Raw genomic sequence first — 1426 nt, forward strand, 5'->3', positions numbered from 1 at the left:
GGCCCGCGCCGTCCGGCGCGGGCCCCTTCGGCTCAGCGGGCCCCGGGGGCCCGCCGGCGGTGGGTCACCACTGGGCCCAGGAGATGTTCCAGCCGCTCAGGCCGTTGGCCGGGTCGACCTGCTTGCCGACCGAGTTCTGCACCTTCACCACGTCGCCGATGATGGAGGCGTCGTAGAACTGCCCGGCCGGGGTGTCGGCGCTGCCGTCCTCGCCGGAGCTGTCCTCCAGCCCGACGCAGCCGTGGCTGGTGTTGCGGCTGCCGAAGGGGTTGTCCGGGGCGTACTTGCCGTGCACGTAGGTGCCGGTCGGGGTGAGCCGCAGGGCGTGCGGCATCTTCACCTTGTACGCGGGGCCCTCGTGGTTGACGACGGTGGAGGAGTCCATCACCGTCGTGCCCTCCTTGGCCATGATCACCATGGTGCCGTTGAAGGTGTTCTGCGAGGCGGGGGAGGAGGCGCCGGCGCTGATCGGGACGGTCCGGTCGGGCTTGCCGTCCTCCTTGATCACCATCTGGTGGCTGCTCGCGTCGGCGGTGCTGATCCGCGAACGGCCGATGGTGAAGGACTGGTCGCTGTCGACCTCGCCGTACACGCCGGGAGCGGTCTCGACGCTCTTGAGCCGGTAGTGCGCGGTCACCTTGGTCTGCGGCTTCCAGAAGTTCTCCGGCCGGAAGTCGATCCGGGTGCTGTTGAACCAGTGGCCCTTGACCGTGCTGCCGTCCGTGGTGTCGAAGGTGACGGCCTTCTCGACCGCGGCGCGGTCCTGGACGGGCTTCTTGAACGTCAGTGAGACGATCATGCCGACGCCGTAGGTCTGGCCGTCGGAGATGTTGTCCTGCGGACCGGCTCCCTTGGTCGGCGTGAGCGTGGTGAAGCCACCCTGGACGGTGGCGACCAGTCCGGCGGCGTCGGTGGCCTTGGCGCTCACCTTGTACGCGGTCGAGACGGCCAGGCTCCCGGCCGGCAGCCAGTTCAGGCCGTCCGCCGCGACCGCGCCGGGCACGGCCTTGCCGTCAGGGCCGGTCACCGACACCTCGGTGAGCTTGCCGTCGGTGACCGTCACCTTGAGCGCGCCGTTCGGCTTGACGTCCTTCGCGCCGTCGCCGGGCTCGATGCTCACCTTGGCGGCGGAGGCCTTCGGCTTGGCCGCCTCCGACCCGCCGCCACCGCCACCGCTGCTGCACGCCGCCGTCGTCACCATCAGCGCGCTGCCCAGTGCCGCCGCCGCCATGAACCTGTTCGTCCGCTTCACGCGTTACCCCTTGCCGTCTATCCCGTCCAGTACACGCGCGGGAGGGCCGGGGGGTTTCATTTCGCAGTGAACGATTCGATTACGAATCGATAACCGGGGTGGCGGAACGGGCCGGGGGGGGGGGGGGGCCCCCCCCCCCCGGGGCGGGGGCCTCTGTTGTGCTGGTGGCGGGGC

General features: G+C 70.5%; 1 protein-coding gene. It reads right to left on the minus strand.

Annotated elements, in window-relative coordinates; translation table 11 throughout:
- Positions 1–64: 64 nt before the first annotated feature.
- A complete protein-coding gene (locus ACFV0G_RS36715; RefSeq protein ID WP_380557312.1) occupies positions 65–1252 on the minus strand; it encodes an Ig-like domain-containing protein in 1188 nt (395 codons plus the stop codon).
- Positions 1253–1426 lie beyond the last annotated feature (174 nt).

Origin of the sequence: Kitasatospora sp. NPDC059571, assembly GCF_042735675.1 — a bacterium.
Taxonomy (GTDB): Bacteria; Actinomycetota; Actinomycetes; order Streptomycetales; family Streptomycetaceae; genus Kitasatospora.